This window comes from Brevibacterium sp. UCMA 11754 (assembly GCF_021532275.1).
Lineage (GTDB): Bacteria > Actinomycetota > Actinomycetes > Actinomycetales > Brevibacteriaceae > Brevibacterium.
Map to the genome: position 1 here is coordinate 96,135 of NZ_JACBOT010000010.1, position 16,821 is coordinate 112,955.

The following is a 16,821-nucleotide window of genomic DNA, read 5'->3' on the forward strand; positions in this document are numbered from 1 at the left end:
TGGACCCGAGCCGTATGGTCCCGGCGCTGGCGCTGAACCATAAGGGCCGGGGCCTGAGTTCTGCTGACCTGGTCCCGAGCCATAGGGACCGGGCCCTCCCGAACCATAGGGACCTGGTCCTCCCGAGCCGACAGGACCGCCGCCGTAGCCTCCGGGACCGGAGGACTGAGAATCAGGTCCTGCACCGAAGGCAGGTCCTGATCCATATGCCGCCCCTTGGCCGAACTGTGATTGGCTGTTCGGGCCGGGGTTCTGCGCGTGCGGATCATGCCACTGCTGTGGTCCTGATCCAATGGGGTGCTGCGGCGAACTCATCGATTGCTCCAGTCGCTCTTGGGGACAGGGTCGTCAAACTTCATGTGTCTGTCTGGTTTCCATCCTGACAGACTCCTACCCCATCCTTGCAGAACAGGACCCCCTGCGCACTCCTTCTATGCCGCCCGTCCGATGCAGGTGCATCTCCTTATATGTCTCCCCGGCCTACCACTAGGCGCCTAGAGTGTGGCGTATAGCACAGCCTTTGAGTGATTGCTACCCCCGGACACCACCGTTCATCGAACGGACGACGGTGCCCCTGGGCCCCACCTCGGGTATACAGTGCAACTAGAATTTTCGATCCATCAAAGAAGCCGGAGGGAAAAATGACCGACAGCACAGCAGAATCCGAAACCTTTGCCCCACCTGAAGAGTTCGTTGCTGCCGCCAATGTCAAGGCCGACGAATACGAGCGTGCCGATGCCGACTACCTGAGCTTCTGGGCCGAGCAGTCTCGTGACCTCGTCGACTGGAATGAGGACTTCGACGAAGTACTCGACTGGACCAACCCGCCATTCGCGAAGTGGTTCATCGGCGGCAGAATCAACGTGGCCTACAACTGCCTCGATCGCCACGTCATCGCCGGCAACGGTGATCGCGTTGCCATCAACTTCGAAGGGGAACCCGGCGACTCGCGCTCATTCACCTACGCGGAGCTGCTCGCCGAAGTGTCCAAGGCAGCCAACACTCTCACCGATCTCGGGGTCAAGGCCGGAGATCGTGTGGCCATCTACCTGCCTATGATCCCCGAAGCGATGATCTCCATGTTGGCCTGTGCCCGCCTCGGCGCCGCCCATTCAGTGGTCTTCGGCGGCTTCTCTGCCGATGCGCTGCGCTCACGCATCATCGATGCCGAAGCACGTGTGGTCATCACCGCCGACGGCAGCTACCGTCGCTCCAAGGCCACCAGCCTCAAACCGGCCGTGGACGACGCCCTGTCACACGGTGACACTCCCGTCGAAACTGTTCTCGTGGTGCGCCGCACGGGTCAGGACGTCGAGATGGTCGACGGTCGGGACCAGTGGTGGCACGAGACGGTGGAAACCGCGAGCCCAGTGCACGAATGCGAATTCTTCGACTCTGAGAACCCGCTGTTCATCCTCTACACCTCCGGAACCACAGGTAAACCGAAGGGCATCCTGCACACCTCGGGCGGCTACCTCACCCAGGTTCTGTACTCGATGAAGGCCGTCTTCGACATCAAGCCCGAATCCGATGTGTTCTGGTGCACTGCCGACGTCGGCTGGGTCACCGGACACTCATATGTCACCTACGGACCGTTGGCGGCCGGCGCCACCCAGATCGTCTACGAGGGCACTCCTGACACGCCCCACCAGGGACGCTGGTGGGAGATCATCGAGAAGTACAAGGCAACGATCCTCTACGCCGCTCCAACGGCCATCCGCACATGCATGAAGTGGGGCGAGGAGATTCCAGCGAAGTACGATCTCTCCAGCCTGCGTCTGCTCGGCAGCGTCGGCGAACCGATCAATCCTGAGGCCTGGCGCTGGTACCACCGCGTCGTCGGCGGTGAGCGCTGCCCCATCGTCGACACCTGGTGGCAGACGGAGACGGGCGCGCACATGATCGCTCCGCTTCCCGGCGTGATGTCGACGAAGCCAGGCTCGTCGCAGCGTCCGATCCCGGGCATCTCGGTCGATGTTGTCGACGATGAGGGCAACAGCCCAGCCGGTCCGGAGGGTGGACTCCTCGTCATCCGCCAGCCATGGCCGTCGATGCTGCGCGGTATTTGGAAAGATCCCGAGCGCTTCAAGGAGACCTACTGGTCACGGTTCGAGAACACCTATTTCGCGGGGGACGGCGCCAGGCGCGATGAGGACGGGGACATCTGGTTCCTCGGCCGCGTCGATGACGTGATGAACGTATCCGGGCACCGTCTGTCGACAGCCGAGATCGAGTCATCCTTGGTTGCTCACCCCTATGTCGCCGAGGCGGCAGTGGTCGGAGCAGCGGACGATACGTCCGGTCAGGCCGTCGTTGCCTTCGTCATCGTGGGCAACGATGTCGAAGACTCCCCTGAGATCTCCGAAGAGCTGCGTCAACACGTCGGGAAGGACATCGGGCCGATCGCGAAGCCGAAGAAGGTCCATATCGTGTCCGAGCTGCCGAAGACCCGCTCCGGCAAGATCATGCGCCGCCTGCTCAAGGACGTCGCCGAACACCGCAAGGTGGGAGACTCCTCGACGCTGGCCGACTCGTCAGTCATGGACCTGATCGAAGAATCTGTGGCGAAGGATTGACCGTGCTCTGAGACGAACCCGCCGGTGAGAACGGATGCTTGCAAAGAACCGTTCCGTATTCATCTGGCGGGTTTTTCTCGTTTTACTGGCCGCATTTCTTTGGTCACCACGCGCGTTCAGACTACTCTTAAGAAAGATTGTCCAAGTTTTTGTCGATAGGAGCACTCATGGCTGAGAGGTCGATCAGCGAACTGATCAAAGGCATCGGCGACGATTCCAAAGCGATCGCCGAGGAAGAAATTGCGCTGGCCAAGGCTGAAGCCACAGCCGGTGCGAAGAACTTGGGCATCGGCTCGGCACTTGCCGTCGTCGCCCTGTTCTTCCTGTTCTTGTCATCGTTCATGGTGATTTTCGCCGGGGCCGCCGCATTCCACGAGGGTCTGGGATGGCCATGGTGGGGCAGCTTCCTCATTGTCTTCGGCATCCTTGCGGTGCTCGCCATCATCCTCGTGTTGATTGCTCTGCCGTTGTTCAAGAAGGGCAACCCGGTCCCGGGTACGGCAATCGGTTCGGCCAAGTCGTTGGTCGCGTCGGTCAAGCGTGCGGTGAAGAATCCCTCCGGACCGCGATACTGACAGATCTCGCAACTGAGAACAGCAGAATAGTTCCACACTCGGTGGCGTCGGGCTCAGCCCGACGCCACCGCTGAATTCTCGCCCGAGGCAATCACCCTCGACCGCTTCGCCACTGGTCTCAACGCCTTTTGGCGACCCGCTCCTTCGCTTCTCTCAGAGTCTGACGCTCCCGCTTACGCGCCTCGGCAAGCACCTTTTGCGCTTGCCTGACGGCTTTCTGTGATTCGCGGTACTTCTTATCGGCCGCAACTTCTGGATCTTCATCGGTCACGACCGACTGCTCGACGCCTGAGGTGTCCTCAGCAGGCAACGTCGCCCCTGAAGCCGAAGATTCGCCCGCCTCCGAGGCGGGTTCCGCGATATCTCCTGCCGCAGCTGAAGCTCCATCGCCTCGCTCGCGGCGGACTCTGTCAATGTATTCGGCCAAGCCATCGAGCCCACACTCAAAACCGAAAGCAAATGGATCAGCTTCGGAGGTGAAGACACCTGCGTCGATGGCACGGCGCAGCGAGGGGTACCCATCATCGGTGATGACAGCATCGAAGAGCTGAGATTCCTGCTGCGCAAGCTCGGAATCATTCAGTCCAGTGACGCGTTTCTGATCCTCGTACCCAGCGAACACGGCGCCCTTCCATCGGGCCGCGCCGGTGACGAAGATCGAGACGGCAATGCGCTCGTCCTGTGTGAGCGGAGTGTCGTGGAGCGCCTCGAGGCTCGCGTCCAACCACGCGGAGCTGTTGGGTGTGATGGGACTGCCCATGATCGACAGAGACAGCAACCACGGCTGCGTCAGGTAGACCTGTGTCTGGGCTTCGTAGAGCTCTTCAAGTCGGGTGCGCCAATTGTCCACCCCCTCGGTCTCCGGTGGCAGCCCTGTCGCCTCCTCCTGCATGAGAAGCAGCAGATCGTCCTTGGCGCTGACATACCGATAGAGCGACATCGGCGTGTAACCGAGGCGTTTCGCGACCGCCGACATCGACACCGCCTGGATGCCGTCGTGATCGGCGATCTCGATGGCAGCATCGACTATTCGCTCGACACTCATCTCGCGCTTGGGTCCGCGCTGCGGCGTTGCGGCCACGCCCCAGGCCAGTGCGATTCCGCGTGGTAGCTGCTCGATCGGGTCTTCTGTACTCATCTCACCAGTTTATATTGTGTACGTCATATATTGCGTGTTACTGTCATATACAGTTGCAGCCATACGCAGTCAGCTCCACATAGGATCTCCGAGAGGCACGACATGAAACGCACAATGACGTCAGCCGGCCCGGGCGCCGAAGCGACAGGCGACGCGGCGCCCGCCACAGCTATCGAGTTCTCTGATGTTCGCAGACGCTTCGGTAAGAACCCGGTCCTCCAAGGGCTCGACCTCAAAATCAGCCAGGGTGAAGTGTTCGCCTTGCTTGGCGCGAACGGGGCCGGAAAGACCACATCGATCAACATCCTCACCACTCTGATTCGCCCGGATTCGGGCACAGTCCACGTCGCGGGGATCAATGTGGCCGAAGAGCCGAGTGAGGCAAAACGGCGTTTCGCAGTCACTGGGCAGTCGGCGGCCGTCGACGAATATCTCTCAACACGGGAGAACCTCATCCTGTTGGCACGCCTGTCGGGGCTCTCGCGCCGGGAGGCGAAGGCCAGAGCAGCACAGCTGGCCGAGCGTCTGAGCCTGACCTCATTCATCGATACGAGAGTTGCCGCACTCTCCGGTGGCATGAGGCGCAGGCTCGATCTGGCGCTGAGCCTGGTGGTGCGGGTCGATGTGCTGATCCTTGACGAACCGACAACTGGGTTGGACACTCGTTCGCGTCGCGAGTTGTGGGACGAGGTGAAGGAGCTGGCAAAGGGCGGCACGACCGTCTTTCTCACCACTCAGTACCTCGAGGAAGCCGATGCCTTGGCCGATCGAATCGGCCTGCTCGATCGCGGTCGTCTGGCTGGGCTGGGCACGCCGACAGAACTCAAGGCGAAGGTCGGTCAGGGAATGGTGGCCGTCCACGACGATCGTGGCACGACCGTCTCACAGTTGCCGACCACCGGAACTGTACGCGATATCTCGTCTGCCTTGGCAACAGTCGAGCCAGAGTTCGCCGAGTCCTCGGTCAGCCTCCGCCACCCCAGCCTTGACGACGTCTTCCTCTCGCTCACCGCCCCCGACCCATCCGCCGAACCTTCGCAGACAGGAGAATGATCATGACCGATATTGCAGAAGCGTCACTGACGACGAAGTACCCGTCGCCTGCTCGACGACGAACCCCTCCTCGTGGCATCAATACTGAGTTGGCGCTCATCGGTCGCAGTCTTCGTCATGCCATTCGGGACGTCGAATCCATGCTCATGGCAGTCGCACTGCCGGTGATGCTCATGCTGATGTTCACCTTCGTCTTCGGTGGAGCCATCGACCCGAGCGGAGACTACGTCAACTACATCGTCCCCGGAATCATTCTCACGTGCGCCGGATTCGGCGCGGCTTCAACGTCACTGTCCGTGGCCAACGACATGACTTCAGGATTCATCGACCGGCTCAGGACCATGCCAGTCCGATCAAGTGGGGTGATCACAGGGCATGTGGTCGCGAGCGTAGTGAAGAACCTGTTCGCCACTGGCATCGTCTTCTCAGTAGCAGTGTCGATCGGTTTTCGTCCATCGGCGGACGTGGCTGAATGGGTGGCCGTCATCGCCCTCATCACTCTCTACATCTTCACCATCACATATCTGTTCGCGGCGATCGGCCTGGCCGCCAAATCAGCGGAGTCGGCGAATGGCTATGGATTCGTTCTGTTGTTCCTGCCATATGTCTCGAGCGCATTCGTTCCGGTCGAAACGATGCCCGGATGGCTGACCTGGTTTGCAGACAATCAACCGATCACCCCGATCATCGATGCACTGCGAAGCCTGCTCGTCGGTACCACCATGGGCAACTCAGCCCTGCTTTCAGTCGTCTGGTGCGTGGCTATCCTGGCGATCTCCATCGTGTGGACGGCTCAGCTGTTCAAGATCAAAGCCGGTCGACGCTGACAGCCGCAAACATCGGTGGCGTCGGGCTCAGCCCGGCACCACCAGCACATCCAGCGGGCTGATCTCGAGACTCCGCGTTCGCTTGGCAGTCGTCCTCGAGAGAGGAGCAACAGCCTCAGAAGTCGATGTCTATGTGTGCGTCGCGATCCCAGTCCCCGGCCCAGCCGAGGTGGTCAAGAGCGAAGTCGAGGATTCCTGCAGTGAAGCCCCACACCTTGAGCACTCCGACGTCGAAGGCCGGTGTCGTGATCTTCAGGTCCGGCCGGGAGAACGTCCCTCGATTGGCCGGTGCCACCAGATCGGCAACAGAGACCCGGTAGACCGAGTACGACTCTGCCTCGTCCATCACCCGCACCACACCGGGCTGCGCCCAGTACCCGATGACAGGCGTGACCTGGAACTTGCTGACGGGAATATAGAGCGGATCCATCTGACCGAGCACATCGACCGTCGACGGCACGATGCCGGCCTCCTCCTGAGCTTCACGCAGGGCTGCGGAGACCAGGGAATCGTCTTCAGGGTCTCGTCCGCCTCCGGGAAACGCCACCTGTCCGGGATGATTGCGCAGGGTGCTTGCCCTCTGCAACAGAACGATGTCGACGTCGTCGACTCCGAAATCCGCCAGACGCGATGACTCGGCACGGCCGGCATCTGTACGCGGCTGACCGCCCCTGCCGAAGAGCATGAGGACTGCCGCATCACGCACCGATTCGTCACCCGATGCCGGTGCCCGCCTGAGCCACTCGGGCGAACCATTCGAGGCCGCGAGGTTCTCCAGCTGCGTCCGCAGGGTCTCATCGTGCGAAACGGAGTCCCGCCCGGTCGACGCCCGCACAGCAGAGCCTGGCCCCACCGGTGGATGCTCACACGCTTCGGCGCTCATGCCTGGGGCGCCATTTCGAATCTGAGCATCGCCCGCGCCTTCTCCGGATCGAGTTCCCCGACCCCGAACGAAGGGCACAGTGCCATCAACGGGCACACTCCGCAGGCTGGTCTGCGCGAGTGGCAGATCCGTCGTCCGTGGAAGATGACTCGGTGGGAGAGCAGAGTGAGTTCCTTCTTCGGGAACAGTGCCGCGATGTCGTGCTCAGCCTTGACCGGGTCCTCCTCCTCGGTCCATCCGAGCCTGCGTGCCAACCGCCCCATGTGCGTGTCGACAGTCAGGCCCGGGGTGTCGAAGGCGTTGCCGAGGACCACATTCGCGGTCTTCCGTCCGACCCCTGCAAGCTTGACGAGTTTGTCCAATGAGTTGGGGACCTCACCGTCATAGGTGTCGACGAGTTCATTGGCGAGCTTGACGATGTTACGGGCTTTCGCTCGGTAGAAGCCGGTCGAGTGGATGAGCTCCTCGACCTCGATCAGGTTGGCCACCGCGAGGCTGTGCGCATCAGGGAAGGCGGAGAACAGCCCCGGTGTCACCGCGTTGACCCGGATGTCTGTGGTCTGTGCAGACAGGACGGTCGCGATCAGGAGCTGGAACGGGGTCTCGAAGTCGAGCTCGCATTTCGCGTTCGGGTACACCTCGGCGAGGATGCGATGAATCTTCCTCGCCCGTCGAGTCTTGCCCAATGAGGTTTCCTTGGCGAACTTCCGCGCGCTCTTCTCTGCCACCGTCAACACGACTCACCATCCTAATCCGTGCCCTGTATTTGCGCAGTGGCGCCCCTCACATCGCCGAGGTGACTCTGCAGCTGCCCGTCGAACGGGGTCGTCCGTACGTAACCGTGGCCCACCTCGGCGAGGGTGGAGGAAACGCAAGCAAAACCCCTTGTTTTGCACTAATGCCGCAAACTCCCGCGCCTTTGCTGGTATCAGCACCGTTGACCAGGTAGATTTATCTGTGATTACCACGACAAGGAGGACACAGTGGATATTGAAGTTGTGCGGGGCGCCACGCTCTTCGCAGGTTTGGACGATGAAGCCACAAGCGCATTGATGAAGTTCATGAACCCGCGGAGCCTCCGTCGGGGAACCGTGCTCTTTCACGAGGGCGATGCCGGTGACGAACTCTATATCGTCTCCAGCGGCAAGCTCAAGATCGGCCGCGAGTCCTCCGACGGCCGCGAGAATCTGCTCTCGGTCATCGGGCCGGGCGAGATCATCGGTGAGCTCAGCCTCTTTGATCCGGGTCCACGTTCGACCTCCGTCACCGCTGTCTCTCAGTCCGAGCTGCTCAGCCTCAAGCATGAGGACCTCACGACGTGGCTCGATGAACGCCCGCGGGCCGCAATGAACCTGCTCAAGGCTCTGGCACAGCGACTGCGCCGCACGAACGAGACCGTGGGCGACCTCGTGTTCTCCGATGTTCCCGGTCGCGTCGCCAAGGCACTGCTGGACCTCGCGTCTCGCTTCTCGAAGCCGGCACCCGACGGTGTCCTCGTCGCGCACGACCTGACGCAGGAAGAGCTCGCGCAGCTCGTCGGTGCCTCACGTGAGACCGTGAACAAGGCCCTGGCCGACTTCGCAGCTCGTGGCTTCATCCGCCTCGAAGCTCGTTCCGTCGTCATCCTCGACATGGAGCGGATGCGCAACCGCGCCCGCTGATCGAAGTTTCAACCGGCTGATGCCGGACCACTGAATTCTCAGTCATCGAACGCCCAGGCACACATCGTGCCTGGGCGTTCGTGCGTCTGGTGTGGTGGGCCCTGCCTACGCTTGGCCGGGTCGAGTCAGGACTGGTCGTCGGGAGCGAGGACTCCGAGGTAGGCCAACTGGGCGCGCACGATCTGCTCGGCGGCTCCCCGGACGCTGGGATCGACATCGTGGTAGACGATGTCGCAGACGTCAGTGGCGCGCGTGGCTCCCTCCGCCAGTGCCCCTCTGACCTGCTCGATGCGTTCGAGTCGGTGGCTGCGGTAGTACTCGAGCACCTGGGCAGGGGATTCGATGCTGGGACCGTGTGCGGGCTCAATGGTCGAATATGCCCCCTCCTCGAGCAGCCGAAGGAGCAGGTCCAGGGAATTGAGGTAGTCGCGCAGAGACCCCTCGGGGTGGGTGACGATGGTCGTCCCCTCCCCCAGGACCGTATCGCCGCTGTAGAGGACGTGGTCGTGGATGAGACTGATGCTGTCCATTGTGTGCCCCGGAGTCGCGATGACCTCCATGACGTCGGCTGTGTCAGTGCCGAATGCGATCGTGTCACCATCGGCCACAGGAGGTGCCACACGGCCGAACTTCTCGAGGACCGCGTACACGGGCACCTCGGGTGCCCACTGGTCCACACTGCCGAGCATCTCCGAGTGATCGGCATGCTGATGAGTGAGGATGATGGCCGACAGCTTCCTGTCGCCGAGCTCAGCGAGGAAGTTCTCACGGTGCTGCGCAAGTTCGGGGCCCGGATCGATGAGCACTGCCGTGGTGTCGTCCACCGAGGCGATGACATAGGTGTTGGTGCCCGTCAGCGTCATCGGAGATGGGTTGTTCGCGCGGATCCTCATGATTCGTCGGTCTCCTCTTCGCCGCTTTCGGCGTTGTTGTCATCGTCGCTCAGCGTCAGGAATCCTGGACTCTGGTCGTTCTCGTCGTCACCGACGGCTATCGCGTAGTCACGCAGAGTGCCTTTGCGGTAGAGGTCGCGTCCGGGGTGGATGACGACGCGCCATTCGCCGTCTTCATTGGTGACCTCTGGTCGCAGCGGATGCAGGTCGCGGACCTGGGCCATGGCGGCTCCGACGCTTGGGACATCTATCAGGCTCTCAGCGATGACGCGTGTGCTCGCACTGATCTTGTCGGGATCTCCTGCTGTCTCGGCGAGGATCTCTTTGGGCCGTTTCCACCCTCCCGAGGTCTCATTCGGTGAGAGGAAGTCGACGTTCTGTCCGAAGGGCACTGTGGCCACAAAATAGGTGGTGTCGAAACGGTGCAGTTGTGTCCCCGTGTTGATCCAACGCAGCCAGGGTTTGCAGAGGTCCGGGCGCAGCTTGAGATCACGTTCGCGCAGGATCTGGGACCAGGAGAGCTCATTGGAGAACAGCCGTGCCCGTGTTCCGCGCCAATCCGTCTGGGGCGCGGCGACGATGTCACGATCGACGTCTTCGGCCAGCAGGACACCGGTTGCGGCGAACGAAATGCGTGCCGCGGCCGAGAAATGGTGCAGCGCCCGTGACTTGTTCTCGATGCTCAGAGTCCTTGCACAGCGAGCCGAATTCCATCCGGCCAGAGGCAGATTGCGCAGGTCACCGGGGCGCAGGTTGCTGACCGGGTAGGACAGGCGGTTGCGGTCTTCGATTCCGCGGGCATCGAGCTGCCGGGTGATGAAGGTTTCCAAACCAACCAGCGAGTCCCTGATCAACACGATCGCCGAGGCGGGGCGTGGAGCTTCGGGGACCGGGAACCGCCCGTCGGACTGCCATTGGTCCAAGAGCCAACGCAGCTCCGACGAGACGGGCAGAGAGCGTCCGCTAAGCGGCATCGTCCTCAACCTCGACGATGACCTCGACCTCGACTGGAGTGCCGAGAGGAAGAGTGTTCACTCCCACTGCACTGCGCGTGTGCTGGCCGCGGTCGCCGAGGATCTCACCGTAGAGTTCGGAGACTCCGTTGATGACCGCTGGCTGCTGTGTGAAGTCATCTGCCGAGTTCACGAATCCGGTCACCTTGACGACGCGCACGATCTTGTCCAGGTCCCCGATGACCCCGGCAATTGCGGCGAGAGCATTGAGCCCTGCGGTCCGTGCCAGGTCGTAGCCGGTCTCGAGGTCGACGTCGGAGCCGATGTGGCCGGTCGCCGGGAGCTTCCCGTCGACGACGGGCAGCTGGCCCGAGGTGTAGACGTAGTTGCCGGTGCGAAGCGCCGGGACATAGACGCCAGCGGGAACGGCGACAGCGGGCAGGGTGAGACCGAGTTCAGCGATGCGGTCTAGAGTCTTCGACATGGTTTGTCCTTCGACGAGGGTATTGCAGGTCAGGTGAGCGCCCACACTCTGATGCGTCAGGCTTTTGGTGCTTCAATCATTGTTGCTTCAGGCTTTGGGACGCTTGAGATAGGCAACGAGTCCATTGTTATCGGGGCCCGGGACAACTTGGACAAGCTCGTAGCCGTCTTCGCCCCACTGGTCGAGGATCTGCTTCGTTGCGTGAACGATGAGCGGCACGGTGACGTATTCCCACTTGGTCATGATTCTCCTTGAGTCTCTGTGTGCCCGAGTCCCCGATGCGTCATCGGAACGAGCGTCTGCATGGACCGACAGCCGATCGTTCTGCAGGAGTGCGACCGGCCAATCATTGTCGTTCCCAACACTAGCCGAGAACCCGCGCGCCTACCGCCAGCCGTGCCACAGTGTGAACACCGCTGAGAGACGAGAATGGGGTGGGACGATCATGATGATCGTCCCACCCCACCTCAGGCCCTGTATCTCAGGCTCAGTCTGACGTCCGGTGCTCAGTTGCCGCCGAGGCCCGGCGCGTCGCCGCCGCCGTCTCCGCCGCCACCATCGCCGCCGTCTCCACCGCCGGTGCCACCGCCGCCGTTACCGCCACCGCCGCCACCGTTACCGCCGCCGGTGCCACCGTTGCCGCCGCCACCGCCGCCGTTGCCGCCACCACCGTTCTGACCGCCGCCACCGGTACCGCCACCGCCGCCCATGTACTTGCTGGTCGGCTTAGGGAATCCGGTGTTGCCCTTCGTCTCCTTGACCGCGTCATTCATATACGCCTGCCAGGTCTTACCGGAGATCGTGGCACCGTAGACGTGTCCGCGGACTACGCCCTCGCTGTTGTTTCGCCAGTCGCGTGTTCCTGCCGGGTCACCGGTCCAGACCGCAGTCGACAGTGTCTTCGTGAACCCGAGCAACCAGGTGTGGCCCACATCGAAGTTCGTCGTACCGGTCTTTGCACCTGCTGGTGCTCCGATCTTCAACTGGGTGGTGGTACCGCCGTTGAACGTCTGAGTCAGAGCGTAGGCGACGCCCTTGGCCACCTCTTTGTCGAGGACTCGCTTACAGCCTTCTCCCGGCACGTCGATGTTCTTGCCTGAGCGGTCCTTGATGGAGACGATCGGCTTCGGGCCGCAGAATTCGCCCTCGTTCGCGAAGGTCGCGAATGCCGCGGCCATTGCAATCGGAGTTGTCTCCGTCGTGCCCAGGATCGAGGATGGTGACAGGGCCTGGATGAAGCCCGCCTTGTTTTTGAAGTCGAGCTTCTCGCCGCTGCCGTAGCGAATCCCAAGGTCCATCGCGGTGTCCATGACCTTGCACATGTTGAGCTGATTGCCCATAGCCGCGTATCCGGTGTTCACGGACTTCTTCGTGGCTTCCAGTGCGGTCATCGAGCCCTTGCCTTCACCGTCGCCAGCGTTGTTCGGGTCCCAGTCGCCGCCCATGTTCGGACAGCCGTCATATTTCCAAGAACTTGCAGGGAAGTTGCGCTTGGTAGCGTTGACCGTGGCATTGAGACCGCGACCGGATTTCAGCCACGTGGCCAGTACGAAGGGCTTCCATGTCGAACCGACCTGGAACCCGCCACCGCCGTTGTGCTTCCTGTCGACCGTGTAGTTGATGCTGGTCTTCTTGTTCTTTTCGTTCTTCTTGACCTCGCCGACCGTGTATTCACGGTTCTCGGCCATGGCGATGACCTCGCCCGTGCCCGGTTCGATCGTGACCAGAGCGTGTCCGGCGCCGGACGGATCGCCCACAGGAACACGCTTCTTGATCTCCTTGTCAGCGATCTTCTGAATGTCAGGGTTGAGGCTGGTCTTGATCGTCAGTCCGCCCCGCTGCAGGAAGGCGAGGCGCTCGTCGACGGTCTCGCCGAAGGTGTCATCATTCTTGATGACGTTTTCGACGTAGTCGCAGAAGAACTCTGCGTTGCTCTTGGCCGAGGTACAGCCGTTCGGCGTCTCATGCAGATCGAGGTCGAGGTCGGTCTTCACCGCCTTGTCGTATTCCTTCTGAGTGATGTGCTTGTACTTGAGCATCTGCCCCAGCACGGTGTTGCGGCGCTTCTTCACCTGATCGGGGAAACGCTGCGGGTTGAAGGCCGAAGGGTTCTGCACAATACCGGCGAGCATCGCCGACTGCTCGATATTCAGGTCCTTCGCGTCGATGCCCCAATACTTATGGGCGGCTGCCTGCACGCCGTAGGCGTTGGGTGAACCGGAGTAGTTGTTGATGTTCATGTAGCGGTTGAGAATGTCCTTTTTGTCGTACTTCTTCTCAACTGCCACCGCGAGTTTGGCTTCGCGGAGCTTACGCGCATAGCCGGCCGTGCCATCCGACTCCTTGGCCGCTGACACGCCCTCTTTGTCCGCTTCGGCATGGGCGTTCTCCGCCAGCACGTTCTTCACGTACTGCTGAGTCAGCGTTGATCCGCCCTGCGTTGTCGAGGACACCATATTGTGCACCGCTGCACGCGCGATGCCCTCGATATCGACGCCGCCGTGTTCGAAGTACCTGTAGTCCTCGACTGCGATCGTCGCGTCCTGCATATGATCTGAGATCTCGTCGAGAGGCACCTCGACTCGGTTCTGCCAGTAGAACTCCGCGATCTCCGAACCATCGGAGGCGAGCATCGTCGACTTCTCGCCCAGGTCCTGGATCTCCAGTGTCGCGGGGAGTGAATTGAAGATCTCGACGGCACTGTTTGCACTGGCAGTAGCTACACCGACTCCGGGGATGGCAAGACCGGCGGCAACGATCCCCGCCACCGCGCTCACGGCGACGAACTGGAGAAACGCACCTGTCTTGGTCGGGTTCGGATTTGACTCAGGAGACACCATGAAACCAAGTTTAACTAATACGACTTGTGCAAGTTCTCAAAAATCGTTGAGAACGTCAGACTTCAGGGACGAGCGTCAACAGGCTGACCTCGGGACGGCAGGCGAAACGCACCGGTGAGAAGGGCGAGAAACCCAATCCGGCGGAGATCTCGACGAGAGATTTTCGATAGGGAAACAGGCCTCTCGCGCGTGTCCGATCGAGGTCGCAGTTCGTCACCGGCGCGCCCCAGAATGGGACCCGGATCTGTCCCCCATGAGTGTGCCCGGTCATGATGAGGTCAGCCCCCGCCGAGGTGAACGCCTCCAACGTCCGCGAATAGGGCGCATGCGTGACCCCGACTTTCACTCCAGCTTCAGAATCGAAGTGAGGGTAGTCGAACGCGTCAGGGCCGCGGCCCTGACCGTCGCTGGGCTGGATCCGGTCACGGTCGATGTGGGAGTCCCCCAGGCCGCAGAAGTCGATGCGAGTCCCACGGATCGTCAGAGTCGCCTCGGCGTTGTCGAGGAAATGCCATCCGCGGGTGCTGCTGGGCGTGTCACCAGTCGACGCGTTGCTGACTGCTTCGTCTCTGGCCTCGAACCCGCGGATCAGGGCCTTCACGTCGAGATCGGGCTGCGTGCGGTGCTTCACCTCGGAGGGAGACCGCAGATAGGTGGCTGGGTTCTTCGCCTTGGGTGAGAAGAAGTCGTTGGATCCGAGGACGAAGACTCCGGGTACATCGAGAAGTCCGTCGAAGACGTCGAGGACAGTGGGCACGATGTCTGCAGAGAGGTTGTCCCCGGTGTTGACGACGACGTCCGGTTCCAGTCGCGTCAGCGCCTTGACCCAAGCGGCCCGGTGCTTCTGCCAGGGTGCCAGATGCAGATCGGAGACGTGCAGCATCCTGATGCTCTGTGCACCGGCCGGCAGGATCGGCAGAGTGTGGCGGCGGACGGTGAAGAGGTGTGGTTCGATGACCGCGCCCCAGATTCCAGCCGCCGCGGGAACTGCAAGGGCGCCGGCGAATAGTGCACGCTTCTTCATTCGTCCAACTCTAGTCGGCCTCGGAGTCCCGGCCTGGACCCGGCCCCCGAGCTTCCGTCATTGTGGGCTCCCGTTCGAAGATTCACGCGTTCTCGAACGCGAGCCCACAATCACAGGCTGCCAACGGCACCTCAGGCAGGGAACGCGACCGGCTTGTCGTGTTCATCGGCGGCACGGGCCGTGCGGCGGCGATGCAGATGCTTCATCCGGCGCTGCCCCACGAGCCGGCAGACGAGGTAGATGAGGAAGGAGATCGTCGTGACGAATGGGCTGATCGGCACCACCGGCGAGCCCAGTGCGATGAGGATGCCGCCGACGGAGGCAGCGACCGCGAAGATGACGCTGAACACCGGCACCCACACCGGGGAGGCCGAGAGCTGGGTGGCCGCCGCGGCTGGAGTGATGAGCAGAGCCAACACCAGGAGGACGCCGACGACCTGCACGCTCAATGCCACGGCCAGGCCGAGGACGAGCATGAATACGATCGTCAGACCGGACACCGGGACCCCTTTGGCACGTGCCACCTCCGGGTCGAGGCTGGCGAACATGAGCGGTCGCCAGATGACGGCGAGCACGAGGAGCACGATCAGCGAGCACACGACGAGGGTCATGATCTGGCCCGGGGTGATGGCCACGATCTGCCCGGTCAACAGACCGAATTTGCTGGCGGCACGTCCGTCGTAGAGGGCGAGGAACAGAATCGCGAGGCCCAGCCCGAAGGGCATGAGCACACCGATGATGGCGTTCTTCTCCGAGGCTTTGGCCCCACCGATGCCGATGATGAGTGCGGCGATGATTGAGCCGATGATGGATCCGCCGACCACGTCGAAGCCGATGAGGAGGGCAAAGGCGGCACCGGCGAACGAGAGCTCGGAGACACCATGGACGGCGAAAGGAATATCGCGGGCCATGACGAAGACGCTGATGAGGCCGCCGACGACGCCGAGCAGTCCGGCGGCGATGAGCGAGTTGGTCAGCAGCGCCACCAGTTCGCCGTAGTCCTCGAAGGTGAACAGGCTGCCGAAGATCTCCTGAGCCGACATCAGATCGCACCTCGTTCCATGCTCATCTCGTCCTCGTGGACGTGGTGATCCACGCATTCGGCTTCGCCGCCGACCACGATGAGCCGACCGCCTACCCGGACCACTTCGACCGGGGAACCATAGAGTCGGGTCAGCGACTGGGTGGTCATGACCTCGGCGGGGGTGCCGACGAGGAAGTGGCCGCCGACGATGTAGAGGACGCGGTCGACGTAGGGCAGGATCGGGTTGATCTCGTGGGTGACGAAGACGACTGAGGTGTTGCGTTTGACTCGCTGCTCATGGAGCAGGTTGGCCACGACCTTCTGATGGTGGATGTCCAGGGACAGCAGCGGCTCATCACAGAGAAGCACCGAGGGGTCGTTGGCCAGGGCCTGAGCCACGCGCAGACGCTGCAGCTCACCGCCGGACAGGGTCCCGGCCGGGGCGTCCGCGTAATCTCGAGCGCCGACGGATTCGAGGAGTTCATCGACCTGCTGACGGCGGCGCTTCAGAAACCGGCCGGGTCCCCAACGGTGTCCGTCGATGCCCATCCGAACCAGATCGCGACCCCGCATCGGGGTGTGTTGGTCGATTCCGCGCTGCTGGGGGATGTAGCCGATGGCCGAGTTCCCAGAGTGGACATTGCGACCATTGATCTCCGCCGAGCCGGTGGACAGCGCATGCTGGCCCAACAGCACCTTGAGCAGCGAAGTCTTTCCTGTCCCGTTCGGGCCCAGCACCGCCACGAACTCCCCCGGCGCGACATCGAGATCGAGGTCGTGCCAGAGCACACGCTCTCCGAATCGCAGTTCGGCATCTCGCAGACGGATCACCGGAGGGTGATCAGCTGATGCGGTCTGCTCGGGAGAAACGTCGGAATCAGTGGCCATTC

Annotated in this window: 16 protein-coding genes; 5 read left to right on the plus strand and 11 right to left on the minus strand. The window is 62.0% G+C overall.

The genetic code is table 11. The features are described 5' to 3' along the window. Nucleotides 1-641: 641 nt before the first annotated feature. Together acs and HX613_RS06030 are read left to right on the plus strand one after the other, a co-directional pair. Nucleotides 642-2,576: an acetate--CoA ligase gene (acs, locus tag HX613_RS06025; protein WP_235344501.1), complete on the plus strand. Its 1,935-nt coding sequence runs from the start codon at nt 642-644 to the stop codon at nt 2,574-2,576. Between the two features lie 167 nt (nt 2,577-2,743). Then, on the plus strand, nt 2,744-3,151 hold the full coding sequence (locus tag HX613_RS06030; RefSeq protein ID WP_009883350.1) for a phage holin family protein: 408 nt from the start codon (nt 2,744-2,746) through the stop codon (nt 3,149-3,151). A gap of 118 nt (nt 3,152-3,269) precedes the next feature. Here the strand turns inward: HX613_RS06030 and HX613_RS06035 are convergent, their stop codons facing one another. Then, nucleotides 3,270-4,289, minus strand: coding sequence for a TetR/AcrR family transcriptional regulator (locus tag HX613_RS06035; RefSeq protein WP_235344502.1), 1,020 nt, complete (start codon nt 4,287-4,289; stop codon nt 3,270-3,272). Between the two features lie 102 nt (nt 4,290-4,391). Here HX613_RS06035 and HX613_RS06040 point away from each other — a divergent pair, with 102 nt between their 5' ends. After that, nucleotides 4,392-5,342 (plus strand): ABC transporter ATP-binding protein, encoded by a 951-nt coding sequence (locus tag HX613_RS06040; protein WP_235344503.1) that lies wholly within the window; start codon nt 4,392-4,394, stop codon nt 5,340-5,342. A 2-nt stretch (nt 5,343-5,344) separates the two neighbouring features. After that, nucleotides 5,345-6,169, plus strand: coding sequence for an ABC transporter permease (locus HX613_RS06045; protein WP_235344504.1), 825 nt, complete (start codon nt 5,345-5,347; stop codon nt 6,167-6,169). A 115-nt stretch (nt 6,170-6,284) separates the two neighbouring features. Here the strand turns inward: HX613_RS06045 and HX613_RS06050 are convergent, their stop codons facing one another. Continuing rightward, the gene (locus tag HX613_RS06050) at nt 6,285-7,052 is read right to left on the minus strand and encodes an NUDIX hydrolase (protein ID WP_235344505.1); all 768 of its coding nucleotides are present in this window, start codon (nt 7,050-7,052) and stop codon (nt 6,285-6,287) included. Then, on the minus strand, nt 7,049-7,789 hold the full coding sequence (gene nth / locus HX613_RS06055) for an endonuclease III (RefSeq protein ID WP_442862588.1): 741 nt from the start codon (nt 7,787-7,789) through the stop codon (nt 7,049-7,051). The genes HX613_RS06050 and nth overlap by 4 nt, the downstream gene beginning before the upstream one ends. A gap of 246 nt (nt 7,790-8,035) precedes the next feature. On the opposite strand from nth, the gene HX613_RS06060 reads away from it, so the two are divergent. Then, nucleotides 8,036-8,713 (plus strand): Crp/Fnr family transcriptional regulator, encoded by a 678-nt coding sequence (locus tag HX613_RS06060; RefSeq protein ID WP_069599638.1) that lies wholly within the window; start codon nt 8,036-8,038, stop codon nt 8,711-8,713. A gap of 125 nt (nt 8,714-8,838) precedes the next feature. Here the strand turns inward: HX613_RS06060 and HX613_RS06065 are convergent, their stop codons facing one another. The 8 genes from HX613_RS06065 to HX613_RS06100 all read right to left on the minus strand — a co-directional run bounded on the left by HX613_RS06065 (nt 8,839) and on the right by HX613_RS06100 (nt 16,819). Then, complete coding sequence (locus HX613_RS06065) at nt 8,839-9,606, minus strand: MBL fold metallo-hydrolase (RefSeq protein ID WP_235344506.1); 768 nt, start codon at nt 9,604-9,606, stop codon at nt 8,839-8,841. Further along, nucleotides 9,603-10,580 carry a hypothetical protein gene (locus tag HX613_RS06070; protein ID WP_235344507.1) on the minus strand — a complete coding sequence of 326 codons (978 nt, stop codon included), beginning with the start codon at nt 10,578-10,580 and terminating at the stop codon, nt 9,603-9,605. The genes HX613_RS06065 and HX613_RS06070 overlap by 4 nt, the downstream gene beginning before the upstream one ends. Beyond that, nucleotides 10,570-11,043 carry a RidA family protein gene (locus HX613_RS06075; protein WP_235344508.1) on the minus strand — a complete coding sequence of 158 codons (474 nt, stop codon included), beginning with the start codon at nt 11,041-11,043 and terminating at the stop codon, nt 10,570-10,572. The genes HX613_RS06070 and HX613_RS06075 overlap by 11 nt, the downstream gene beginning before the upstream one ends. A gap of 87 nt (nt 11,044-11,130) precedes the next feature. Beyond that, the gene (locus HX613_RS06080) at nt 11,131-11,286 is read right to left on the minus strand and encodes a hypothetical protein (protein ID WP_096158366.1); all 156 of its coding nucleotides are present in this window, start codon (nt 11,284-11,286) and stop codon (nt 11,131-11,133) included. A 263-nt stretch (nt 11,287-11,549) separates the two neighbouring features. Further along, nucleotides 11,550-13,883: a transglycosylase domain-containing protein gene (locus tag HX613_RS06085; protein WP_268826668.1), complete on the minus strand. Its 2,334-nt coding sequence runs from the start codon at nt 13,881-13,883 to the stop codon at nt 11,550-11,552. Nucleotides 13,884-13,938: 55 nt separating this feature from the next. After that, nucleotides 13,939-14,907 carry a metallophosphoesterase gene (locus HX613_RS06090; RefSeq protein WP_235344509.1) on the minus strand — a complete coding sequence of 323 codons (969 nt, stop codon included), beginning with the start codon at nt 14,905-14,907 and terminating at the stop codon, nt 13,939-13,941. Between the two features lie 131 nt (nt 14,908-15,038). Next, nucleotides 15,039-15,950 (minus strand): metal ABC transporter permease, encoded by a 912-nt coding sequence (locus HX613_RS06095; RefSeq protein ID WP_235344510.1) that lies wholly within the window; start codon nt 15,948-15,950, stop codon nt 15,039-15,041. Then, nucleotides 15,950-16,819 carry a metal ABC transporter ATP-binding protein gene (locus tag HX613_RS06100; protein ID WP_235344511.1) on the minus strand — a complete coding sequence of 290 codons (870 nt, stop codon included), beginning with the start codon at nt 16,817-16,819 and terminating at the stop codon, nt 15,950-15,952. The genes HX613_RS06095 and HX613_RS06100 overlap by 1 nt, the downstream gene beginning before the upstream one ends. Between the last annotated feature and the right edge of the window lie 2 nt (nt 16,820-16,821).

Bases quoted from the DNA above. Each gene is read 5' to 3' on its own strand.
- HX613_RS06085 (WP_268826668.1), bottom strand. From the start codon at position 13,883: ATGGTGTCTCCTGAGTCAAATCCGAACCCGACCAAGACAGGTGCGTTT.
- HX613_RS06065 (WP_235344506.1), bottom strand. From the start codon at position 9,606: ATGAGGATCCGCGCGAACAACCCATCTCCGATGACGCTGACGGGCACC.
- acs (WP_235344501.1), top strand. From the start codon at position 642: ATGACCGACAGCACAGCAGAATCCGAAACCTTTGCCCCACCTGAAGAG.
- HX613_RS06030 (WP_009883350.1), top strand. From the start codon at position 2,744: ATGGCTGAGAGGTCGATCAGCGAACTGATCAAAGGCATCGGCGACGAT.
- HX613_RS06035 (WP_235344502.1), bottom strand. From the start codon at position 4,289: ATGAGTACAGAAGACCCGATCGAGCAGCTACCACGCGGAATCGCACTG.
- HX613_RS06040 (WP_235344503.1), top strand. From the start codon at position 4,392: ATGAAACGCACAATGACGTCAGCCGGCCCGGGCGCCGAAGCGACAGGC.
- HX613_RS06045 (WP_235344504.1), top strand. From the start codon at position 5,345: ATGACCGATATTGCAGAAGCGTCACTGACGACGAAGTACCCGTCGCCT.
- HX613_RS06090 (WP_235344509.1), bottom strand. From the start codon at position 14,907: ATGAAGAAGCGTGCACTATTCGCCGGCGCCCTTGCAGTTCCCGCGGCG.
- HX613_RS06080 (WP_096158366.1), bottom strand. From the start codon at position 11,286: ATGACCAAGTGGGAATACGTCACCGTGCCGCTCATCGTTCACGCAACG.
- HX613_RS06070 (WP_235344507.1), bottom strand. From the start codon at position 10,580: ATGCCGCTTAGCGGACGCTCTCTGCCCGTCTCGTCGGAGCTGCGTTGG.
- HX613_RS06050 (WP_235344505.1), bottom strand. From the start codon at position 7,052: ATGAGCGCCGAAGCGTGTGAGCATCCACCGGTGGGGCCAGGCTCTGCT.
- HX613_RS06075 (WP_235344508.1), bottom strand. From the start codon at position 11,043: ATGTCGAAGACTCTAGACCGCATCGCTGAACTCGGTCTCACCCTGCCC.
- HX613_RS06095 (WP_235344510.1), bottom strand. From the start codon at position 15,950: ATGTCGGCTCAGGAGATCTTCGGCAGCCTGTTCACCTTCGAGGACTAC.
- HX613_RS06100 (WP_235344511.1), bottom strand. From the start codon at position 16,819: ATGGCCACTGATTCCGACGTTTCTCCCGAGCAGACCGCATCAGCTGAT.